At 61.4% G+C, this 17,245-nt stretch carries 7 protein-coding genes, 6 tRNA genes and 1 riboswitch; of the genes, 10 read left to right on the top strand and 3 right to left on the bottom strand.

The features are described from left to right. The first annotated feature begins 16 nt into the window (after positions 1–16). Both F0P97_RS18950 and F0P97_RS18955 read left to right on the top strand, forming a co-directional pair. Positions 17–1,405, top strand: a complete 1,389-nt coding sequence (locus F0P97_RS18950) for an amidase (protein WP_182283507.1) — start codon at positions 17–19, stop codon at positions 1,403–1,405. Positions 1,406–1,502: 97 nt separating this feature from the next. Beyond that, positions 1,503–3,086: an NAD(P)H-hydrate dehydratase gene (locus F0P97_RS18955; protein ID WP_182283508.1), complete on the top strand. Its 1,584-nt coding sequence runs from the start codon at positions 1,503–1,505 to the stop codon at positions 3,084–3,086. 65 nt (positions 3,087–3,151) lie between these two features. Here the strand turns inward: F0P97_RS18955 and rnr are convergent, their stop codons facing one another. Beyond that, positions 3,152–5,794 (bottom strand): ribonuclease R, encoded by a 2,643-nt coding sequence (gene rnr / locus F0P97_RS18960; RefSeq protein ID WP_182287251.1) that lies wholly within the window; start codon positions 5,792–5,794, stop codon positions 3,152–3,154. Positions 5,795–5,828: 34 nt separating this feature from the next. On the opposite strand from rnr, the gene F0P97_RS18965 reads away from it, so the two are divergent. The 6 genes from F0P97_RS18965 (at position 5,829) to F0P97_RS18990 (ending at position 7,055) form a co-directional block, all read left to right on the top strand. Then, positions 5,829–5,913: transfer RNA gene (locus tag F0P97_RS18965), tRNA-Leu, on the top strand. A gap of 145 nt (positions 5,914–6,058) precedes the next feature. Further along, positions 6,059–6,143 (top strand) — tRNA-Leu (locus tag F0P97_RS18970). A 143-nt stretch (positions 6,144–6,286) separates the two neighbouring features. After that, a tRNA-Leu gene (locus F0P97_RS18975) sits at positions 6,287–6,371 on the top strand. A gap of 143 nt (positions 6,372–6,514) precedes the next feature. Continuing rightward, a tRNA-Leu gene (locus F0P97_RS18980) sits at positions 6,515–6,599 on the top strand. 143 nt (positions 6,600–6,742) lie between these two features. Then, positions 6,743–6,827, top strand: a tRNA-Leu gene (locus F0P97_RS18985). Positions 6,828–6,970: 143 nt separating this feature from the next. Next, positions 6,971–7,055 (top strand) — tRNA-Leu (locus F0P97_RS18990). 148 nt (positions 7,056–7,203) lie between these two features. Here the strand turns inward: F0P97_RS18990 and F0P97_RS18995 are convergent. After that, positions 7,204–9,855, bottom strand: a complete 2,652-nt coding sequence (locus tag F0P97_RS18995; RefSeq protein ID WP_182283509.1) for a DUF349 domain-containing protein — start codon at positions 9,853–9,855, stop codon at positions 7,204–7,206. 215 nt (positions 9,856–10,070) lie between these two features. Beyond that, positions 10,071–13,967 carry a DUF748 domain-containing protein gene (locus F0P97_RS19000; RefSeq protein ID WP_182283510.1) on the bottom strand — a complete coding sequence of 1,299 codons (3,897 nt, stop codon included), beginning with the start codon at positions 13,965–13,967 and terminating at the stop codon, positions 10,071–10,073. 870 nt (positions 13,968–14,837) lie between these two features. On the opposite strand from F0P97_RS19000, the gene F0P97_RS19005 reads away from it, so the two are divergent. Both F0P97_RS19005 and glyA read left to right on the top strand, forming a co-directional pair. Continuing rightward, entirely contained in the window at positions 14,838–15,671 is an 834-nt protein-coding gene (locus tag F0P97_RS19005) for a lytic transglycosylase domain-containing protein (protein ID WP_182283511.1), read from the top strand. A 115-nt stretch (positions 15,672–15,786) separates the two neighbouring features. After that, a riboswitch (ZMP/ZTP riboswitch) is annotated at positions 15,787–15,941 on the top strand. Between the two features lie 35 nt (positions 15,942–15,976). Next, complete coding sequence (gene glyA / locus F0P97_RS19010) at positions 15,977–17,224, top strand: serine hydroxymethyltransferase (protein WP_003063740.1); 1,248 nt, start codon at positions 15,977–15,979, stop codon at positions 17,222–17,224. Positions 17,225–17,245: the final 21 nt, after the last annotated feature.

Here is a 17,245-nt window from a genome sequence, read left to right on the forward strand (position 1 = left end):
ATTTTAGCACACTGCCATGCAACTCGACCTCAGTCACGTCGCTCTTGAGATTCGCGAAGGCCGCCAAAGCGCCGCAAACCTCATGCAAATGAGCATTGCTGCCGCCCAAAGCCCCTTGTGCGCCAACGTTTTCAGCCAGACTTTTTTTGACGAGGCACGCTGGGCTGCTGCAGAAACGCCATCCGCTGCCCCCCTGGCCGGCCTGGCCATCTCGGTCAAGGACCTGTTCGACACGCAAGGCACACGCAGTGCCGCCAGCTCCCTGGTGCTGCAGGATGCGCCTGTCGCCCAGACAGACGCCACGGCCGTCGCCCGCCTGCGCGCAGCAGGTGCCGCCATCATCGGCCGCACCCATATGGTCGAGTTCGCTTTTTCCGGCGTGGGCGTGAACCCGCATTTCGGCACCCCCGCCGCGCTGGACGCCCGCCACCCCGCCAACCCTCAGCTGGCGCCCACGTGGCCGGCCCGCATTCCTGGCGGCTCCTCTTCAGGCGCTGCCGTTTCCGTCGCCAGCGGCGCCGCCTGGGCGGCGCTGGGCTCGGATACCGGGGGCTCCATTCGCATTCCCGCTGCACTCAATGGACTAGTGGGCTTCAAAAGCACGGCCAGGCTGGTTCCCACGGAAGGAACAGTGCCACTCGCGCCCACGCTGGACACCGCCTGTGCCATTACCCGCAGCGTGCGCGATGCCGTGCTGCTGCACGAGATTCTGGCCGAGCGCAAAGTCGCCAAGGACGAACGCAGCCTGAGCCAGTGGCGCCTGGCAGTGCCACGCCCCCTGTTCTTCGAGCAGATAGAACCTGCCGTGCGCATCGCCTTCGAACGCAGCATTGCCAAACTGCAGGCCGACGGCGCACAGATCGAGTGGATTGACCTGCCCGAGCTGGAGGAGTTGGACGACATCAACACCATCGGCGGCTTCTCGCCCACCGAAAGCTATGCCTGGCACCGCCACCATCTGCAGGATCCCGCCAAAGCCGCGCTCTACGATCCCCGGGTTCGCTCCCGCATAGAGCGCGGCGCGACCATGAGCGCTGCCGACTATCTGGATCTGCTGGCCGCGCGCAAGCGCTGGATTGCCAGGATGGAGAGCGTCATTGCCGGCCATGACGCCCTGCTATCGCCCACCACGCCGATCACGGCACCCACGATTGCATCCGTCGCCCCGGCCAACGGCTTCGATGCTGCAGCCGACCTCAGGCGTGACGAAGAATTTTTCCGCGTCAACAGCCTGCTGCTGCGCAATACCAGCGTGGTCAACATGCTGGACGGCTGCGCCCTGTCACTGCCGTGCCACAACGCGAACGAGCTCCCCATGGGCCTGATGATCTGGCATGCCGCCCTGCACGACGACGCCGTCCTGAATATCAGCGCGGGCATAGAAGCCGTGCTCAATCGCGTCTGATTTCACTTTTTGTAGCTACAACCGCTTATGGTCACTGGTCTACAAGGCAAAAATCATCAAAACCCACAAATGCGCGACCTGAGGCTATCCTCGGACCATGCTGCGCATTTCCCCCACCGAAATCCCGCCCGCCTCCATGGCGACCGGCCAGGGCTGGCCGCTATTCAGCACCGCCGCCACACGCCAGATCGAGCAGGCTTGCGCCATCAGCCTGCCGCCTCACCGGCTGATGGAGCGCGCAGGCCTTGCGATCGCAAAACTGGCGCTGGCAATAGCCCCGCACGCACAACGCATCTGGATTGCCTGCGGTCCGGGCAACAACGGCGGCGACGGCTTTGAGGCGGCAGCTCAGCTCAGGGCCATGCTGCCCCATGCGCGAATCATGGTCAGCGAAGTGCGCGCACCTGCCGAACTTCCGCCCGACGCACAGATTTCCCGGGGCAAGGCCTTGCAGGCTGGCGTGCAGTGGCTCGATGACGCCCCCGTCGATCTGGGACCACAAGACCTGTGCATCGATGCATTGCTGGGCATAGGACTGAGCCAGCGCCCTGCCGACAAGGCCTCGACTTCCGATCAGCGCCTGCGGCAGTTGCTGGCCCAGGTTCGGCATTGCACCTGCAGCTCACTCTGTGTAGATGTTGCCTCCGGCCTCGATGCCGATACCGGCCAATATCTGAGGGAGTTCGCGCCTGGCCATATCGCCACCAACCAACGACGCTACACGCTTGCCTTGCTGACCCTGCAGCCCGGCCTGTTCACCGGTCAGGGCCGCGATGCCTGCGGAGAAATCTGGTGGGACGACCTCGGCTGCGGCATTGCCAGCGCACCCGACATAGCCAAACCCGCCGCAGCGCGGCCCACGGCGCATCTGAGCAACTCAGGGCTTGCCTCCCCAAGAGCACGCCCGCACGCCACTCACAAAGGCAGTTTTGGCGATGTGGCCGTGCTCGGCGGCGAAGGCCTGGGCTTGCGCGGCCTGTCGATGACGGGCGCAGCCTGGCTGGCGGCTCTGGCCGCACTGCACGCCGGCGCCGGCCGCGTCATGCTGGCCTTGCTGGACGAGCAATCACCGCAAGGCATTGCGCCCTGGCCGGAAATCATGTTGCGCCGGCCCGCCGAGCAGGACTGGAGCCAGGCCACTGTGGTCTGCGGCTGCGGTGGCGGCGAAGCCGTGCAGGCCTGGCTGCCCCACATACTGGCACAAGCACCGCAACTGGTGCTGGATGCCGACGCACTCAACGCCGTTGCATCCAGCCCGGCACTGGCACAGCAGCTGAGCCAGCGCGCCTCACTCCAGCAGACCACGATCTTGACCCCCCACCCGCTGGAGGCCGCGCGCCTGCTGCAAACCAGCACCGCTCAAGTACAAGCCAACCGCCTTCAATCCTGCCTGCAGCTTGCCAGCAAATTTCAGTGCACGGTGCTGCTCAAGGGCTCGGGCACGGTTGTTGCCAATCCACAGCAGCAAGTCTGGATCAATGCCAGCGGCAATGCACGCCTGGCCACGGGCGGCACGGGCGATGTGCTGGCCGGATTGATAGCGGCGCTATGGGCACAGGGTCAAAGTGCCGATATGGCTGCGACTCAGGCTGCCTTCCGCCATGGCCATGTTGCAGATTGCTGGCCAGCAGATCTCCCATTCAGCGCCAGCGCACTGGCTCTGCGTCTGGGCAATCAATAAACTGCCCAAAAACAAAGGCCTTGCCATCATCTGGCAAGGCCTTTCAGCTCTTGGCAGGAGAGCAATCAGCGCTCAGTCTTGCGCTTGCTGGTTTTGCTTGCCGGCGCAGCCTTGGCACCTGCCGCAGGCTTGGCAACCACCTTTACGGCTTTGGAAGCCGACTTCGCCACAGACTTCGCTGCGACCTTTGTTGCGGGCTTTGCAACCGACTTTGATTCGGGCTTGACCGCAGCCTTGGCAACGGAGATGGCCGGAGCATCAGGCGCAAGCAGGGCTGCAACCTTTTTCCTGCCTGCCGCCTTGCGGGGCTTGGCTTGCTGCACCGCAGTGACGGACTCCATCACAGGCTCAGGCTTGGGCACGGCGTGCTCTTGTGCGTACTCTGCCTCCAGTGCAGCCAGATTCACGCTTTTCAGCATGGCTTTCTTGGCGGCCTTTCGACCCTGCTTGGCGCGATCGGGCTCGGGGGCAGAAGCAGGACCCGCAGCGGCATTGCGCTGCGCACGATTGGCCTTGGCATCGCGGCGGCTCCACTTGTCGGCATAGCCGCCCGCACTGCGCTCGTCACGCGAATCACGGGCATCACGGCGACCACGCCCCTCATCCTTGGCTTGGCCACGACCGCTGCGTGGTGTTTGCACCAAGCCATCCTCGCCATCGCGAACCAGGCGGAAGTCGATGCGACGTCCATCCAGATCCACGCGACTGACCTGCACCCGCACTCGTGCGCCGATGCCATAGCGGACACCCGAGCGCTCGCCACGCAACTCCTGCCGGGCTTCGTCAAAGCGGAAGTAGTCGCCGCCAAGCTCGGTGATATGCACCAGGCCTTCCACATACATGGCATCCAGTGTCACAAAGACTCCAAAGGTCGTGACCGAGGAAACCGTGCCCGCGAACTCCTCGCCCAGATGCTCGCGCATATATTTGCATTTGAGCCAGGCCTCCACATCGCGGCTGGCCTCGTCGGCGCGGCGCTCATTGGCACTGCAGTGAAGGCCGGCAGCCTCCCATGCCTGGAATTCCTTGGCCGCCGAGCGCTTGCGCGGCTTTTGACCCGGCTCCACCACACGCGAAGAGAGGCGCTTGGCCATCTTTGCTTCGGCTTCACCCGGCGTGGGCAGGCTGGGCAGCTTGTAGTGCGTGCCGTTCAGCTCAGCCTTGATCACGCGATGCACCAGCAAGTCCGGATAACGACGAATCGGGCTGGTGAAATGGGTATAGGCCTCAAAGGCCAGGCCGAAGTGCCCCGAGCCTTCCGGCGTATAGAAGGCCTGCATCATGGAGCGCAGCAGCATGGTGTGAATCTGCTGCGAGTCAGGGCGGTCCTTGGTGGCATTGGCAATCTGCTGAAACTCCTTGGTCGAAGGGTTTTCGCTGATGCTCATGCTCACACCCATGGCCTTGAGGTAGTTGCGCAGGATTTCCTGCTTCTCCAGCGAAGGCTTGTCGTGCACGCGGAACAGTCCAAGCTGCCCGCTCTGGTCGATGAAGTCTGCGCTGCAGACATTCGCCGCCAGCATGGCTTCCTCAATCAGCTTGTGCGCATCGTTGCGGGTGCGCGGCACTATTTTTTCGATGCGACCGTTGTCGTCGCAGACGATCTGCGTCTCGGTCGTCTCGAAGTCCACGGCACCGCGCGCCTCGCGCGCCTTGAGCAGGGACTGGAAGACGCCATACAGATTCAGCAAATCCTGCACGCGATCCTTGCGCTTGGCTGCTTCCGGGCCTCGCGTATTGGCCAGGATTGCCGCCACCTCGGTATAGGTGAAGCGCGCATGGCTGTGCATGACTGCCGGGTAGAACTGATAGGCGTGAATCTCGCCTTGCGCCGTGATCAGCATGTCGCAGACCATGCACAGCCTATCGACGTCAGGGTTCAAGGAGCACAGCCCGTTGCTGAGCTTTTCCGGCAGCATGGGAATCACTCGGCGCGGGAAGTACACGCTGGTGGCGCGATCGTAGGCATCCACATCAATGGCGCTGCCCGTGGTCACATAGTGACTCACGTCGGCAATCGCCACAAGCAGGCGCCATCCCTTGCTGCGCCCCACCTTGGCGGGCTCGCAATACACGGCATCGTCAAAGTCGCGCGCATCTTCGCCGTCAATGGTGACCAGAGGAATATCGGTCAGATCAATGCGGTGCTTGTAGTCTGCAGGTCGGACTTTCTCGGGCAGCGCCTTGGCTTGCTCGAGACAGGCGTCGGAGAAGATATGCGGCACGCCATACTTGCGCACCGCAATCTCGATTTCCATACCTGGGTCATCCACCTCACCCAGCACTTCGACGATGCGGCCCACAGGCTGACCGAACAGCGCCGGCGCCTCCGTCAATTCGACCACCACCACCTGCCCCGGCTTGGCCGCGCCTGTGGCGTTGGAAGGAATCAGAACATCCTGGCCGTAGCGCTTGTCTTCAGGGGCCACGAGCCACACACCGCTTTCTTGCAGAAAGCGACCAATGATGGGCTGGTCCGGACGCTCCACGATCTCCACCACACGGCCTTCGGGGCGACCGCGATGGTCATGACGGGCGATGCGCACCTGGACCTTGTCCTTGTGCAGCACCGCTCGCATTTCATTGGGGGGAAGGTAGATGTCACGCTCACCATCGTCACGGACGACAAAGCCGTGTCCGTCGCGGTGGCCCTGCACAGTGCCCAAAATTTCTTCGTTCATATCGGCAACTTTTGCGCGAGGGTTCATTTTCTTGATATACAATCTATGTCTTTCCTGAGATGCCCAGGTGGCGGAATTGGTAGACGCACTAGTTTCAGGTACTAGCGGGTAACTCCGTGGAGGTTCGAGTCCTCTCCTGGGCACCAAGTTTAACGACAACCTGCAAGGGTTGAAACAAACTTGGAAAACATTCCTCAAGGGAATGTTTGCAAGCCAGACGGCATCTTAGAAAATTTGAAGATTCGGATTGAATGCAAAAAAAATGCATTACAATGCGAAGCTTCCCTGAAAGCCCAGGTGGCGGAATTGGTAGACGCACTAGTTTCAGGTACTAGCGGGTAACTCCGTGGAGGTTCGAGTCCTCTCCTGGGCACCAAACACGACAAGCCGTTGCATGCAAATGCAGCGGCTTTTTCGTTTTCGTCGCCATCCTAGCTGCCGCGCAAAGTTTTCTGAAAAACCCACGTAAACCGGCATGAGCAGTACTCAAGCCGCTATATAATTCACTCACTCTGAAATGCCCAGGTGGCGGAATTGGTAGACGCACTAGTTTCAGGTACTAGCGGGTAACTCCGTGGAGGTTCGAGTCCTCTCCTGGGCACCAAACACGACAAGCCGTTGCATGCAAATGCAGCGGCTTTTTCGTTTTCGTCGCCATCCTAGCTGCCGCGCAAAGTTTTCTGAAAAACCCACGTAAACCGGCATGAGCAGTACTCAAGCCGCTATATAATTCACTCACTCTGAAATGCCCAGGTGGCGGAATTGGTAGACGCACTAGTTTCAGGTACTAGCGGGTAACTCCGTGGAGGTTCGAGTCCTCTCCTGGGCACCAAACACGACAAGCCGTTGCATGCAAATGCAGCGGCTTTTTCGTTTTCGTCGCCATCTCAGCTGCCGCGCAAAGTTTTCTGAAAAATCCACGTAAACCGGCATGAGCAGTACTCAAGCCGCTATATAATTCACTCACTCTGAAATGCCCAGGTGGCGGAATTGGTAGACGCACTAGTTTCAGGTACTAGCGGGTAACTCCGTGGAGGTTCGAGTCCTCTCCTGGGCACCAAACACGACAAGCCGTTGCATGCAAATGCAGCGGCTTTTTCGTTTTCGTCGTCATCCCAGCTGCTGCGCAAAGTTTTCTGAAAAATCCACGTAAACCGGCATGAGCAGTACTCAAGCCGCTATATAATTCACCCACTCTGAAATGCCCAGGTGGCGGAATTGGTAGACGCACTAGTTTCAGGTACTAGCGGGTAACTCCGTGGAGGTTCGAGTCCTCTCCTGGGCACCAAACACGACAAGCCGTTGCATGCAAATGCAGCGGCTTTTTCGTTGACGAAGCCCCCACCTCCTCTGACAGGACGCAGCACATATGAAAAAGGGAGCCTAACGGCTCCCTTTTTCTCTTTAGCAACCGCCCCCATCGAGGCGATAGTCGCTTACTTGCGCAGCAATTGCTTGAGTGCGGCCTGCAGGCGACGGGCAGATGCCTCATCGCTGGCACTGCCCAGCACTGTGGCAACGTCCTGACCCCAGGTCTGCTGGGGCGAAGGATCATTGCGGCGGGTCAGCATCTGCAGCTGCAGCGCACGGCGTGCAGCCAGCTGATCGGCCGGGGTGTGCACGTCAGCAGCCATTTCCAGGCGCAGCAGGGCTTCCGCTGCATTGCCCTTGGGCGCAGCAGCCACAGCCCCGGTCCAGGAAGAGCGCACAGGTGCCGTCACCTTGCCGCCCAGTTGCTGAGCCGATGGCAGCTGCGCCGCATCACGCGCCTGCCAGGCACCCAGCAACTGGGTCAGCGCTTCGCCATGGGCCTGGGCTGCAAGCTTGCGCAAAGCCTCCTGGGCATGCTCCACAGCATCACGCTGGGCACGGAAGGCTGGATCGGCCAGGCGCGGTCCGCGCTCCTCGCGCGTGAACTCGCGACGACCACGGCCGGTATCACGGCTGTCGCGACCATCACGGCCACCGCGCGCGGCATCGCGTCCACGGCCGCCGTCCTTGCGACCGCCTGGACGACCACCTGCAGCAGCTGCCGCTTCCTTCCTCATGCCAGGGCGGTCATCGCCACGCACGGCCACCACGGGGCGTGCCGGCTTGGCCACTGCAGCAGCTTCGCTCGCTTGCGCCTCAACAGCTTCAGACGCTTGCCCTGTCTGGGCCTGGGGCTGGTTCTCATCAGACTTGGCGGGCTGAGCCTTGATGGCTGCTTCGAGCTCGGCCAGCGCTGCGTGAATCTTTTGCGCATCACCGCTGGCATTGGCTGCCTCGACCGCCTTGGACGCGTCCAGCACCCGACGATCATGCTCGGACAACTCAACCGCCACCTGACTGCGACCACCACGCTCCACGCTCTTGCGATTGAAGGCATCGTCCAGCGGCTTGCGGAATGCATCCCAGAGCTTTTGCTCGTGCTTGCGATCCAGCGGCACCACCTGGGCTTCGGCCTGCCAGCGCTGCTGCAGCGCCTTCACGGCGTCGATGCGCAGGCTGGGAGCTGCCCCCAAGGCTGTCGCCTCGTCGATCATGGCGTGGCGACGCTCCAGGCTGGCCTTTTGTGCAGCCTGCAAGGGCGCTTCGGCAGCAGCCATGGCCTGCTTGAACAGGGGCTGCAGTTCGGCAAACAGCTTTTCGCCGATATGACCGCTTTCACGCCAGCGCTCGCCAAACTGGCGCAGCGCGCGCAGCATGTTCTTCCAGTCCTGGCTGGCCGCATTGGCTGCAGCCCAGGCCTTGATTTCCTCGATCAGCGCCAGGCGTTGAGCCTTGGCCTGCGTGCTGTCCTGACGAATCTTGTCGTGCCAGGACTCGACCACCTTGTAGGCTGCGTTGCAGGCCTCGTCAAACTTCTTCCACAGCGCATGATTGGCCACGGCACCTTGGTCGGCCTGCTTCCACTGTTCGCGCAGGCTGCGCAGGGTTTCCTGGATCTTGCGACCACCCAGTGCCTGACCTTCGGGGCGGTTGAGCAAGGCTTCGGCCTTGGCCACCAGATCTTCGCGCAGCTTCTCGGCCAGATGGCGCTGCCAACCTTCGGCTTCACCGGCGGCCAACAGGGCCTCATGCACTTCGCCCACCAGCGCTTCGTCCACAAAGCGACCATGGGCCTTGATGGCTGCGCGCATGGCCTGGACGGCTTCGGAGCCGGCCTGGCTGTTGCCAGCTGCAGTTTCAGCCTTCAGCGCCTGCAGGGCCTGATCCAGGCCAGCCTTGGCGGCTTCCACCTGCTCGGTCGTGGGCTTGCCACGACCGGCAGCAGCTGCACGCGGTGCAGCGGGCTTGGCCACTTCCACAGCAGCGGCTTCGGGAGGCAGACCGCGAGCCACGCGGATTTCGTCAGCCCAGACAGGAACCGTGGGCAACGGCGCTGACTCGTCGGCAGCAGCGGCCTCGGTCTGTGCCAGTGCAGACTGGAAAGCATCCCAAACCAGCGCCAGCTGCGCAGAGGCGGCTTCCAGCTGAGGAGGGAAACGTCCGTCCACGCTGCTCCAGCTGGCGTCGCCGGTCAGCTCCTTGGCCTGCTCCTGCCAGCGCGCGACATCGACCCCCAGGGCTTCCAGCACTGCCTTGGCATCCTTCCAGGACTTGGTGGACAGTACTTCGATGCGCTGCGCCAGCAGCAGCGCCACTTCGCGCTGCACCTGGGTGCGATGCTGCAGGTCTTCCACAGCCTTCACGCGCTCGCCCAGTCGGGCCTTGAACTGCGACAGAGGCTCGCGCGACAGCGCGGCACCGGCCTTGGCGGCATCACGCTGCCAGGCGGCTGCAGCCGCGGCATCGAAGGGCTCTGCAGCCAGCAGGGCCTGAGCCTTCTCGGCCCATTCCACGGAAATTTTTTCCTGATTCGCGGTGCGACGGATTTCGTCAAGGCGCTCACGCACGGCACGGGCAGCACTCTTGTCGCCCTTGCTCAGTTCCTTGTGAACGTCCTGGAGTTGCTCGACCGTGGGCTGAGTCGCCAACCAGTCGCGAATGCGCGCGGCGCGATCACCCGACGTCTCGGCGGAGAAAGCACCACCCGTCAATGCATCCAGCGGATGTTGCTCAGTATTCTTGGCAGAGGCCGGGTTCACTTCAGATGCATCAGACATGGTGCTGCTAGGAGAAATAGATGTCATGTAAGGGTCAGAAAATGCTTGGCAGCCAGCGCAGTCAACGCTGCAACAGGCCGGTGCCAACCCACATGAGGGCAGACTTTCCAAGCGCAAGCCCAGGCACATGAGCACCTGGGCAAACCGGTATTTTCGCCTTTATTTAAAGGCAAGCCAAAAAATGCGAAATCGCAAGGCGTTTCGCAGCACTTTCATCACTGCGCAGACAGGCTCAACTGGGCACGTGGCGTCCAGTCCTTGTCCTGCACATCCAGCTTTGGAGCTCCCAGGAACAGACGCTCCAGCGGCAGCTGTTGCGTTGCCAGATAGTCCCGCACAGCCACGCCGCGCGCCAACGCCAGCTCGCGCATGGCATCGTCGGGCACCTTGATGCTGGCCACCAGCAGCGCCGTCATCTGGTCAGCAGGCAGGTCCTTGGCCATTCCGACCATGTTGCGGGGCTTTTTGATGTCGGCACGACCGTAAACGGCCTTGAGCAGAGCTGGGCGCTCGGCTTCGCTGAACTCCATAACCTCGTCGCCCCCCTTGCCTTCGCGAATCGCGTTGCGGCGCTTTTGAGCCAGCAGCAGACGATCCAGCTCTTCAGTCTTCCAGGCCTCCTTGTCTTCCGCCTCACGCGACTCTCCCACCACCGTCATCTTGAGCGCCGGGCGGTCATTGAGTGCCTTGACGATCTTGGCCAGTTGCTCCCGGGCCTTGCCGTCGAGCTTGGCACTGCCCGGAGCAAAGTTGACTGCGCCCGACTCGTCGCCACCCGAGAACGCTCCCGACAGCAGCGCAAACGGCGCAGTCACGGCCTTCATGATGATGTTGCCGATCACCTTGAAGATGATGGGCGCCAGACGGAACTGCGGGTCGTTGAGCGAGCCGCTCAGAGGCACATCGAGATCGATCACGCCGTTGCGGTCGGACAACAGGGCCACAGCCAGCTTGACGGGCAGCGATGCGGGCGCGCCTTCCACCTTGTCGCCGAAGGTCAGTTGGCGCAGCACCAGCTTGTTCGACGCCGTGAGCTGCCCATCAGGCTGCACCTTGTAGTTCACATCCATATAGAGCTTGCCGCGCTCGATGCCATAGCCCGCATACTTGATGGAGTATGGCGACAGCGGCGATAGCTCCAGGTCATTCATCTGGGCGCGCACATCCAGCGCCAGAGGCTTGGCCAGCGGGTTGACCTTGCCGCTGATATCGAGCTTCGCCGTGCCCTGGGCCTTGCCCTTGATTTCAAGATCGGCCATTTGCGGCTCGACCTGGCCTGCAGGAGCCTGCGAAGAGAAGGCGCTCAGACGGCCGGTCAGCTCGCTCAGATCGGCCGAGTAGTTGGGCTGAATGAAGTAGTCGGAGAACTGTACCTTGCCGCCCGTCAACACAATGGGCCCGACCTTGACGATGGGCGCGGGGCCCGCATCTTCGGGCTTTGCAGGCTCGGCCACGGGCTTGCCGAGCTCGGGCTTCTCGCCGGCAGCCGCCTTGGCGTTAGCCTCTTCGTTCTGCGCGACGGACTCCTCGGATTTTTCGGTCTTCAGGATGTCCTGCAGATTGATACGGCCGTTGCGCTGCACGATGACGCGCGCAAAAAAGTCGCTCAGCGCGGTTTCGCGCACGCTCACTCGCAGCGGCTGGGCCGGTTGCATATTCAGGTCCAGGCCGCGCACGACCAGTGTTTTCCAGGCCAGCAAATCATCGCCCAGGCCCAGGCCGGTGCGCGCGGCCAGTGCCTTGGCACGGTCTGCCGTGGAGTCATTGAGCACCGCCGTCAGCGCGCCCTTGGCGGTACTGGGCTTGCCCACCTCCTCCTGCACCGGAGCTGCAAGCGTGGAGCGTACGCGCAGGTCGTTGAGTTCCACATCGCCCGACACAGACAGCTGCGGCCCCTTGGCATGGGCCAGATAGTTAAGCTTGCCCCGGAAGTTGCCGTCGGCACGTACCAGGTCGACATTGAGCTTGTGACCGAAATACGGCTCCAGCGCATGCAACGGCACGGCACGGGCCTGCAACTGACCCTGAGCCGAAACGGGAGTCAGACCCAACTGCCCCTTGAACTGAACATGACCAGCTTGCACACGGCGACCGGCAGCGAGCTGGGCCGAGACCTCCAGCGGAGTCGGCGCCGCCTTGGCTGCGAGAGGCTCGAAAGCACCCAGGCGTACGCGCAATGCGCTCACATCCAGCTGCACAGGCCGTGCATTCCCGCCTTGCACAGGTGCCGCATCGCGAAACTGCAGCGCACCACCATCCACGGCAATCGCTGCCAGCTTCACCGACCAGGGCTTGCCCGGCTCCGCCTTGCTGTCCTTCGTTGCAGGCTTGGCTGCAGGCGCCGCCACGGGCAACCAGCGCTCGTACATCCAGTGCCCTTGTGCATCACGCAGAGCAGCGAGCTGCGGCTTCTGTACGGCAATGGCCTCCACCTGCACCTGCCGGGCAGCAAGATCGACCTGAACGCCGCTGACCTTGATCTGCTCGATATTGACAGGGGCCTGCTTGTCCTGCAGTTGCAGCTTGTCGGCGGTCAGCTCTGCCACCTCCGCCACCACCCCGCCCTCACCCCAGGAGATCCGGGCATCGGTGCCCAGCATGGCGCTGAGCTGCGGCTTGAAGTGCGCTTCCAAATAGGGCTGAACCCATTGCAGCGGCATCTGCTGCAGCTTGAGATTGAGCTTGCCCGCCTTGTCCGTGGCTTCCCCATCCACAACCAGCCTGGCCGCCCCTTCCGCCCGGGCCTGCTCAGCCGCTTGCAGACCCGCAGTGGCCGTCAGTTGCAAAGGCGCATTCATGGGCCAAGCCAGATTCCTGGCCTGCAGCATCAAAGGGGCCAGAGTCAGGGCTGCAGGTGCCGCGCCTGTAGCCGCATCCCTCCAATGCACTGTAGCGCCATCAATATCGAACTGCTTCACGCTCACTGCGAGGGACTGGGCGGGCGTCTCGGCCTTGCCCCCCGCCTGGACCGAAGCCTCGGTGCCGGAGGAATCAGACTCAGGTTCTGCATTCTCGGCGGGCGCTGCCGCAGCGGCGGACGGCGCATTCAGCCCCAACCAGTTGATCACGCCTTGCGCATTGCGGCTGGCATGAATCTCGGGTTTGACCCAGCGCACAGTCTCAAGCGCAATCTGGTTTTGCAGAGGCTGAGCATTCTGGAGCTGCAGCTCCAGCGCCTCAAAGTTCAGCAGCGGTGCACTCTGGCGGTCTTGCAATGCCACATTGCTCAAGGCCAGCTTGCCGCTGATGCTGACCACAGGCTGGTCTTTTTGCTCGAAGCTGATCTGCAGATCCGTATCGAGCACTCCAGAGAGGGGTTGCACGGGAACGCTGGCAGGCACATAACCCAGGTAAGGAGCCAGATCGATATGCTCCCATTTGAGTTGCATCGCCGTCTGGCGGGTCTCGGTGAACGGCGTGCTCTCGCCCGACGTGTCGAACTTGCTGCCGTTGAGATCGAAAGCCAGATGCGGCAGCACCTTGATCTCGCGCTTGGACGCCAGATTGCTGATGAAAGGAATGCTCAGCTGCAAGTCCTTGAGTTCATGCTTGCGCTGCACAAACTCGTCATTGAGTTGGACACGGCCATCACGCAATGCAATGTTATAGAGCGCAAAGCTCACGGGCTTGGACGGCTCTTCCTTATCTGGCTCGGAGAGCCTGGCAATCACATCGTCGATATCGAGCCTGCCCAGTGAATGCTGGGTCAGTCGCACCACCGGGGCATCGACCTCGATTGCATCCAGCACAGGAGCGAGCCTGAACAAGGACTGCGCACTGGCATTGATGAAGATGCGCTTGATCTCCAGCTGAGGCTCCGCTGACGACTTCAGATCTTTTTGCTCTGAAATGCTTTCCGCATCGGAACCATCAGCTACTTTTTTTATAGCTTTATCAATCACCAGATCATGCAAGGTGATGGACATGGCCCAGGGAGCAAACTCGATCCTGCCTACATGCACGCCACGCCCCAGCTTCTCGGAAGCCTGTTTTTCCAGCTGGCTCTTGGCGACCCAAGGCACTACTGCCCAGAGCAGCAGCCATAACAGCAAAAGAGCAAGAACAGACCAGATCAGCCGACGAAGCCAGCGATTCGATGTGAGCAAGGACATGGGCAATTGTTATTGATGCAGAGATTGAAAGCCTTCCAAGACTCTCAGGGGCGGGACCCGCCACGCACCCGAAACACCACTGTACCTTGAGCGTACCCTGGTGTATCTAGATTGCGCTCCATATATAGATAGAGGCAAGAGGCGTTTCCAGGGAGAAGTTTGCGCTATCGGAATACCCGCCAGAGGCAGATGAGCGCGAAAAAATGCAAACAATGCGCTGCAGAAAAAGACATCGCCGGAAATGACAAAGCCCGGAAGTGGAGAAACCGACTTCCGGGCTTTACGGCCGGTACCAGACCGGGCCGTTTTTCGCGGTTCAAGGAGGGTGTGGTCCTTGCCGCTGGAAGCAACGATTGCTCCCTTTTGTGCCTCAAGCGAAGATAAAGAGCAAGTGCCAACAGCCCATGGAATCAAAGGCCTCGGCGGAGTTTGCTTTTCCTTTCCTTTGGCAAGCACCTGCAACGTGCAGGCAGATTCACTATATCTGTGCTCGTGTAGGGCTACCAGGCTTTTTGCACTTTATTTCGCCTTGATGACAAATAAAACGATGTGAGCGTATACACCTCTTGAATCCGTGATTTTTTGCTGTAATTTTTTGAGCAAACTGTACATTCATACAGTTTTTATATAAATTTAAAATCTAAGAAGCATTCTTGTTAGTGTTGACTGAATATTTAGGGCGCTTCTAGAATCCGCCAGCGCTCGAAATGAGCGTTTTTTGTTTCCGCTGCCTCACGACTGAGCAGACCGATCGGCGCCCCAAGGGGCGCTTTTAATCGGCCCGCAGCAAACCTCATCGGCCAGTTGTCCTGGTTGCACCACGAGATTGATCCGGTGCGACCTCGGGCGATAGCCAAGAAAGGACAAGCTATGCCAGCGTCAGGAAAATTAATCGCCTCCGCGCGAACGTTGGGCCATAAGACGGCTCACGGTTTTCTTGCTCTCACTCACAACGGTTTCGCCCTGCTGGGCTTGGCCGTGGCCATTTCGGCCCTGATTTTGATCTCTCGTCCGGACCTGCGTCTGGCCGGTGCAACCGAGCTGCGCGAGTGGCTCGACACACGCCTGCCCGCAAGCACTGTTGTGGCCGCCGCCGATGTCGAAGAAGCTCCCGCTTCCGCCAGCATCGTCGTCGCCAGCGACCGCGCCACGGCCGTCAATCCCAAGAACCTCCCCAAGGAGCAGGCGGCTGTGGCCTACTGGCTCAGCAAAAAGTACCGCGTGGCACCCGAGCCGATTGCCGCCCTGGTCAGCGAAGCCTATGCCCAGGGCAAAGCCAACAAGCTGGATCCGACGCTGATTCTGGCCATCATGGCCATTGAATCGAGCTTCAACCCGTTTGCCCAAAGTTCGGTCGGCGCCCAGGGCCTGATGCAGGTGATGACTTCCGTGCACACCGACAAGTACGAAAGCTTTGGCGGCCAGCACGCGGCCTTCGACCCCGTGACCAATCTCAAGGTCGGCGTCAAGGTGCTCAAGGAATGCATTGCACGCGCCGGCTCCATCGAGGGTGGCCTGCGCTATTACGTGGGCGCAGCCAATCTTCCTTCGGACGGCGGCTATGCTGCCAAGGTGCTTGCCGAACACCAGCGCCTGCGCCAGGGCGTGGGTCTGCAGGCCAGCCCGCTGATGACGGCCAAGTCCGACGAAGCCACCAAGGTCTCTCACGCTCAGCAAGTGGCACTGGCCAACTCCAACCTCTAAGCGGCAGATCCCTGCATTTCTCAAGCTGGCTGCGGCCAGCTTTTTTTATGCCCCGGCCAGGGCCTGCGGGAAAAACGGGCATAGGCTCTGCAGCCATGCCGGCTCAGCTACACTAGCGGGTGTACGCAACTGGCGATAGGCGCAGAATTTTCTGCCGCTGACGTGGAATCCGGCAGACTGCAAGGTCTGTGAACCACCGGGGAGCGTACCGCCCAGAGCCGCAGCGACTGCAGCCTGCAAGCGTTTCAGCCGTTCGCCTGGGCAGCCCTTGGCCTCAAGGGAATTTCTAAGTTCACAGGACTGCCATGTTTCAACGCACCGATACCGTCGCGAAAGTCGACCCCGAACTGTTTGCAGCTATTGAAGCTGAAAACCATCGTCAGCAAGAGCACATCGAGCTGATTGCCAGCGAGAACTACTGCTCGCCCGCCGTGATGGAAGCCCAGGGCTCCCAGCTGACCAACAAGTACGCCGAAGGCTACCCTGGCAAGCGCTACTACGGCGGCTGCGAGCATGTGGACGTGGTCGAGCAACTGGCCATTGACCGCATCAAGCAGATCTTTGGCGCCGAAGCCGCCAACGTGCAACCCAATTCCGGCTCTCAAGCCAATCAGGCAGTGCTGATGGCTTTTGCCAAGCCAGGCGACACCATTCTGGGCATGAGCCTGGCCGAAGGCGGTCACCTGACCCACGGCATGGCGCTGAACATGTCCGGCAAATGGTTCAAGGCCGTCTCCTATGGCCTGAACGCCGACGAAGCCATCGACTACGACAAGCTCGAAGAACTGGCCCGTGAACACAAGCCCCGCATCATCGTGGCCGGCGCTTCTGCCTACGCCCTGCGCATCGACTTCGAGCGCTTCGCAAGAATAGCCAAGGAAGTCGGCGCCATCTTCTGGGTGGACATGGCCCACTATGCCGGTCTGATCGCCGCAGGCGTGTACCCCAACCCCGTGCCCCACGCCGACGTGGTCACCACCACCACTCACAAGAGCCTGCGCGGCCCCCGTGGCGGCGTGATCCTGATGAAGGCCGAGCACGAGAAGGCCATCAACAGCGCCATCTTCCCCGGCCTGCAAGGCGGCCCCCTGATGCATGTCATCGCCGGCAAGGCCGTGGCGTTCAAGGAAGCCCTGACTCCCGAGTTCAAGGCCTACCAGGAACAGGTCGTGAACAACGCCAAGGTGTTTGCCGAAACGCTGACCGAGCGCGGTCTGCGCATCGTCTCCGGCCGCACCGAAAGCCACGTGATGCTGGTGGACCTGCGCGCCAAGGGCATTACCGGCAAGGCAGCCGAAGCGGCCCTGGGTCTGGCTCACATCACCGTGAACAAGAACGCCATCCCCAACGACCCCGAGAAGCCCTTCGTGACCAGCGGCATCCGTATCGGCACCCCTGCCATGACCACCCGTGGTTTCGGCGAGGAAGAAGCCCGCATCACCGCCAATCTGGTGGCCGATGTGCTGGACAAGCCCGAAGACGAAGCCAATCTGGCCGCCGTGCGCGCCAAGGTGGCCGCGCTGACCGCCAAGTTCCCTGTCTACAGCAAGTAAATCCTGCTGCACTGAGCTGCC

Source organism: Comamonas testosteroni (assembly GCF_014076415.1).
Lineage (GTDB): Bacteria > Pseudomonadota > Gammaproteobacteria > Burkholderiales > Burkholderiaceae_C > Comamonas > Comamonas testosteroni_F.